The 6,158-nt window shown below is 36.0% G+C and carries 5 protein-coding genes; 3 read left to right on the top strand and 2 right to left on the bottom strand.

Annotated features, from left to right (window positions below; genetic code table 11):
- A partial coding sequence (locus tag ACKPEB_RS23000) for a calcium-binding protein (protein ID WP_408967363.1) occupies positions 1-526 on the top strand: 526 nt, incomplete at its 5' end.
- 54 nt (positions 527-580) lie between these two features.
- Here the strand turns inward: ACKPEB_RS23000 and ACKPEB_RS22995 are convergent.
- Positions 581-1,183, bottom strand: coding sequence for a hypothetical protein (locus ACKPEB_RS22995; protein WP_408967362.1), 603 nt, complete (start codon positions 1,181-1,183; stop codon positions 581-583).
- 162 nt (positions 1,184-1,345) lie between these two features.
- Here ACKPEB_RS22995 and rpsD point away from each other — a divergent pair, with 162 nt between their 5' ends.
- Complete coding sequence (gene rpsD, locus ACKPEB_RS22990) at positions 1,346-1,954, top strand: 30S ribosomal protein S4 (RefSeq protein WP_408967361.1); 609 nt, start codon at positions 1,346-1,348, stop codon at positions 1,952-1,954.
- Positions 1,955-2,054: 100 nt separating this feature from the next.
- Here the strand turns inward: rpsD and moaA are convergent, their stop codons facing one another.
- Positions 2,055-3,041, bottom strand: coding sequence for a GTP 3',8-cyclase MoaA (moaA, locus tag ACKPEB_RS22985; protein WP_408967360.1), 987 nt, complete (start codon positions 3,039-3,041; stop codon positions 2,055-2,057).
- Positions 3,042-3,494: 453 nt separating this feature from the next.
- On the opposite strand from moaA, the gene ACKPEB_RS22980 reads away from it, so the two are divergent.
- A partial coding sequence (locus ACKPEB_RS22980) for a type ISP restriction/modification enzyme (RefSeq protein WP_408967359.1) occupies positions 3,495-6,158 on the top strand: 2,664 nt, incomplete at its 3' end.

Raw genomic sequence — 6,158 nt, 5'->3', positions numbered from 1 at the left:
CCTGCGGGGAGATAATGATAATGATAGTTTATCCGGTGGAAGTGGGAACGACGTTCTTGATGGCGGTCTGGGACAAGATAACCTGTTTGGCGGTTTGGGACAGGATAGTTTAATTAGTAGCTTAGGGGAAACAGACCTGTTTATTTATAGTGATGCACTCGATGGAGGGGGTATTGGTTTTAATGCAGTGGGAACGACAGTTAATTCTCAAATGGGTAGCGGGTTATATGATTCCATTAACAATTTTGAGGGTTGGGGTCAAGTTGGTGGAGATCAAATTAGCATATCGAAGAGTTTAATTGCGGATACTGCTAATATTGTTATTCCTGTACAAACCAATCTTTCAACGAATGTTTTAGCGGGAAATAATCCGAGTATTTTTGCCGTTGATGATGGTAATAGCACCTACCTAATTTATGATGCAAATGGCAATAATACAACGGGAAATGATTCTCGAATTTTGGCAAAATTAGAAGGAATTACAGGAATAACAAACCTCAACTCGGATGATATTATTCTGTTCTAATCTTGATCATTAAAAAACAGGGAAGAGAAACAATAATCTGTTCCCTGTTCTTTATTATTGAGATGGTGTATTTAATCTCAACTCGATAGAATCTTGTTTGTCTAATCCCACAACATTTTCAGGGGGGGTTAAACAAGTTTGTAATAATTGATTAACGGCTAAATTTGTATTAGCTTGAAGCATTCCTACAACACAATAGGATAAATTTTCAGGTAATACACTTCGCCGACAACTATCGAGAACGTTCAAGGAGTCAGATGAGGTCGTACTTCTACTAATATTCACCACACAATTTGCTAATTCATCGGGACGGCGAACTTGTAGACAACCGGATAAGATTTGTTCTGGGGATAAGGTCGTAACATTTTGCTGCATATGTCTGACACAATACCCCATATTTCTAGGCCTAGATGCCATGGCACAGCTTTGAGTTGCTAATTCAACCGACAGTCCCGCTTGCGTTAACTGTTGAGTACAGTTTCTATAGTCTTGTCGCCGAATTAAGACAAAGGACGGAAAAGCCGATGCGGGAGCAACGGGAACAAACAAGGGAAACAAACTTACCGTTGCTAATAACGATACATAACGCTTATGCTGTGATAAGCCAGTTAAAAGCCTTTGTTTCAACCTAGAAAACATCACAATAGAAGAATTCATACGGATTCAAAGTTTTGCACAATAATATCACAGCGTTGAGCATTGAAGGGTAAGGCTGGACGGTTGACGGTTAACTGATGATCACTGATTGTTGCTCAAGACCCTCTCGACAATCTATAATTAAAGATTGGTGCAAAAAATTTTATGCGGAGAAGAAGTTAGATGGCTCGATATAGAGGCCCCCGTCTGAGAATTGTACGTCGTTTGGGCGATTTACCTGGATTAACCCGGAAATCCCCTAGAAAGGCTTATCCCCCTGGACAACATGGCCAAGCCCGCCGCAAACGGTCAGAATATGCGGTTCGGTTAGAAGAAAAACAAAAACTGCGTTATAACTACGGTGTGTCCGAGCGTCAATTATTGCGCTATGTCCGTAAAGCTCGCCGCGCTTCTGGTTCTACGGGTCAAGTGTTGCTGCAACTGTTGGAAATGCGTTTGGATAATACCATTTTCCGGTTAGGAATGGCCCCTACAATTCCGGCGGCTCGTCAGTTAGTCAGTCATGGTCACGTGACTGTTAATGGTCATCGCGTCAATATTCCCAGCTATCAATGCAGACCCGGTGAAGTCATTGGGATCAGAAATACCGAAAGATCTCGTGAACTGGTCAAAGCCAATTTACAATATCCGGGTTTAGCCAACGTTCCTAGCCATTTAGAGTTAGATAAAGAACAATTAACGGCGAAGGTGAACAGCGTCATTGAACGGGAATGGGTGGCTTTACAAATTAACGAACTGTTAGTGGTTGAATACTATTCACGTCAAGCCTAAGAGCTCCTCACCGTTCTATTTTGTGGGGGGCGTTATCGGCTCAAAATAACGTACCCCACCCGGTTATTGTTAAACCCTAAATCCAAAATCAATCAGGTTGCTACCCCCCAATTTGGGACATGGTTCGAGTATAATTTCCGGTTGTACCAGAGTCCCGTTGTTTAAAATTAATATCGGGTTTAATTCTTAATAGGTTATTCACCTGTTCTCGTAACTCCTCAAACGTCACATTTTGACGCAGAGGAGTTTTTAAGTCAATTTGTCCGGTTTCATTGAGTAAACAAGGTCGTAACCAGCCATCGGCGGATAATCTCATCCGGTTACAGCGATCGCAAAAACATTCTGACATCTGACTAATAAATCCTAATGTTCCTTTTGCCCCCGGAATTTGAAAGACATCCGCAGGGCCGTTTCCCCTCACCTGTGAGGTTTCTAACCCCCATTGTTCTCGAATTTGTTGTCTTAATTCTTCAGAAGAAATCCAACCGCGATCGGCAAATAAATCATTATTTCCTATCGGCATAAATTCAATAAATCTGACGTGCCATTGTCGATCAATGGTTAATTTTGCTAACTCTAAGACTTCATGATCATTCACCCCAGGAATGACCACAACGTTTAATTTTAAGGGGTTAAAACCCACCTGATAAGCGGCTTGTATTCCCTCCCAAACTTGTTGCCAACGGCTGCGTCCTCGGTTGCCAATAATTTGATCAAAAATATCAGGATCGAGGGAATCTAAACTAATATTAATCCGTCGCAGTCCAGCTTTATATAAATCTTCTGTCATTTCTGCTAATAAAAAACCATTAGTTGTCATCGCCACATCTTTTGTTTCAGGAAAGGCGTTAATTTGTTTAACCAATTCTACAACCCCAGGACGTAATAAAGGTTCACCTCCCGTTAACCGAAATCGAGTAAACCCAACGGGAATCAACACTTCTCGCAAAAGCGTTAACAGTTCATCGAGAGTTAAAAGGTTTTGTTGCAGAATATAATCAATTTCTGCACCTTCAGGCATACAATATTGACACCGAAAATTACAACGGTCAATCAAACTAATGCGAAGATAATCAACAATGTTCATGGAATTTTAGGAGAATGACAGCATTTTGTTCTTTCTGTATTATGTCGAATTTTACCGTTATCAGGGAAGCGAGATCTTGACTATTGTAGAAGTGAGCTATAAACTAATTTAGCAAACAATAAATATTGTTTTTAATCTATATTTAATCAATAAAAAATCATTTTTTTATCAGTAAATAGATATTTATTCTAAATTTTGATAACGATAATTTTACATTTATTAAAACAAAATAATTATTTTATCAATTAAGATATTACGTTAAAAGATACTGAATAATTTGTTGTAAGCAATATTCAAGTTATAGCATAAATTTCTATAACGTGACTTGTCCTAACAACAATATTTTCACCAATTTTTATAATTTTCGGGTAGATGACATGAGTAAATTGGTGAACCTAGCTATTTTTAATCTATAATGATAATCAAGAAAATTTGTTTTTAGGACTGCTCTGCATGACTTTTGAAGTTTATTTGCGATCCCTTAAAAAAAATTTACAAAAAGGCAGTGAACGCACCCATTACCCCGCTTTAAAAACTTTATTAGAGCATTCCTCAGAACAGATAGAAGCGAGTATTGAAGAAAAAGGAAATAAAGCCGGAATTCCTGATTTTACGATTAGGAAACGAAACTTATTAATTGGATATGTTGAAGCCAAAGATATCGGAATAGATTTATCAACCATTGAAAAAACAGAACAGTTAGAACGCTATCGAGAATCTCATATCGGAGCTAATTTTATTTTAACTAATTATTTAGAATTTCGTTGGTATATCAACGGTAAATTGCGGTTAAAAACAAGTTTAGGAGAAAAAATAAATCATCAGCTTCAACTCACAGATATTGAACAAACTCAACAATTAATAGAAGGATTTCTCAACTATCAGGGGGAAATCATTAATAACCCGGAAGACTTAGCAAAACAAATGGCAAGGTTAACCAAAGCTATTCGTTATGCAGTCATAGAAGCTTTAAACATAGAGACAGAAACAGGGGAACTTCATCAAATTAAAAAAGGATTTCAGGAAGTTTTATTACCAGATTTAGATCAATCTAATTTTGCGGATATGTATGCTCAAACCATCGCTTATGGTTTATTTACCGCCAGGGTAAGTCATGCTCAAAACCCTCAAAATTATGCCTTTGAACGACGTACCGCAGGGTTATATATTCCTGATACCAACCCCTTTTTAAAACGGTTATTTAATACCGTTGTTGATACCGATGCGATTTCTCAAATTCATTGGGCTGTTGACGATTTAGTGCAACTTTTAGCCCAAGTGAATATGACCAATATTTTAGAGAATTTTGGTAAAAATACCCGACAGGAAGATCCAGTTGTGCATTTTTATGAAACATTTTTAGCCGCTTATGATGCAGCGATGCGGAAAAGTCGAGGGGTTTATTATACACCCGAACCTGTGGTATCTTTTATGGTGCGTTCAGTGGATTTAATTCTTAAAAATCGCTTTAATTTACCATTAGGTTTAGCCGATTATACCCCAGATCAAACCACAGAACAACCGAGGGTACAAATTCTTGATCCTGCAACGGGAACCGGAACATTTCTTTATTCTGTAGTCAATCAAATTTATCAAAATTTAGATGAAATCGGGTTAGCAAGTTGTTGGAATGATTATGTTAAAGATCATTTATTTAACCGCTTATATGGATTTGAATTATTAATGGCTCCCTACTTTATTGCTCATTTAAAATTAGGGTTACTATTACAACATTATGGCTATCAATTTCAAGCTAAACAACGGTTAGGTATATATTTAACAAATACCCTAGATGAAGCCTTAAAAAAATCTAGTTTACTTTTCGGTCAATATGTCGCCCAAGAAGCCAATGAAGCCGCAGCAATTAAACGAGATTTACCCATTATGGTCGTATTAGGAAATCCTCCTTATTCTGTGAGTTCTCAAAATTCAAGTAAACGTCAAAGAATTGCTCAAGGAAATGAGCAGTATCTCGCTGATATTCAATATACTGGTGCAGTTTGGGATAAACTGTTTAAAATAGCGAAACCCGGTCAAAAAATTACTGAATTAACCGCTATTGGTGAGTTATTAGAACGTTATAAAGGTCGAGTTAGATTAGAAGCCGAAAAAAATATTCAACCCCTAGATGATGATTATATTAAATTTATTTGTTTTGCTCATCACCGCATTGAAAAAACTGGATATGGAATTGTAGCTTTTATTACTAATCATTCTTATCTAGGGGGTTTAATTCATCGAGGAATGAGAGAGGAACTATTAAAAACCTTTGATGAAATTTATATTTTAGATTTACACGGTAACTCGTTATTAAAAGAAAAGTGTCCTGATGGAAGCCTGGATCAAAATGTGTTTGATATTCAGCAAGGGGTTGGGATTATTATTGCTATTAAAAATTATAATAATCAGTTGAAAAATAATAATCTAGCAACGGTTCTTCATCATGAACTCTGGGGAAAACGTCAAGAAAAATATAATTTCCTGAATCAATCTAATATTGAATCTATACAATGGCAAACATTACAAGTAAAAGCTCCTAATTATTTCTTTATTCCTAAAAATTTTAACTTAAATGAAGAATATGAACAATTGCTTAACTTATCTGATATTTTCCCAGTTTATTCTAGTGGAATAGAAACAGGTAAAGATGAAGTTTTAATTAAGAATTTTAAGGATGAAATCCAAGAAGTTATTCAAGATTTTAGTAATCCTAGTTTTAACGAAAATCAAGTTTATGAAAAATATAAAATTCGAGATACAAGTGGATGGCGATTTTCTTATAACCGTTCTTTATTGATTCAAGAAGGATATAATAAAAACTTAGTAACATTAATTAATTACAGACCTTTTGATGATAAATTTATTTATTATCATAGTATTTTAAGAAGACCGCAAAAAGAAGTACAGAATCATCTATTAAAAGACAATTTAGCTTTATTATCTTGTCGTCAACAAATTGAATTAGGTTTTGATCATATTTTTTGTACTAACTTGATTACAGAACGTTGTGCAGTTTCGTTAAAATCAAGAGAAGTAACTTATGTTTTTCCGCTCTATATTTATCCTAATACTGAAAATGAACAATATAATTTATTTACAGAACGCACGCCTAACTTT

The organism is Planktothrix sp. (genome assembly GCF_046067725.1).
GTDB lineage: Bacteria > Cyanobacteriota > Cyanobacteriia > Cyanobacteriales > Microcoleaceae > Planktothrix.
This window is presented reverse-complemented; position numbering and strand designations above follow the sequence as displayed.

What these genes read in the sequence shown, in the direction of transcription:
- rpsD (WP_408967361.1), top strand. Translation starts at nt 1,346, where the DNA reads ATGGCTCGATATAGAGGCCCCCGTCTGAGAATTGTACGTCGTTTGGGC.
- ACKPEB_RS22995 (WP_408967362.1), bottom strand. Translation starts at nt 1,183, where the DNA reads ATGAATTCTTCTATTGTGATGTTTTCTAGGTTGAAACAAAGGCTTTTA.
- moaA (WP_408967360.1), bottom strand. Translation starts at nt 3,041, where the DNA reads ATGAACATTGTTGATTATCTTCGCATTAGTTTGATTGACCGTTGTAAT.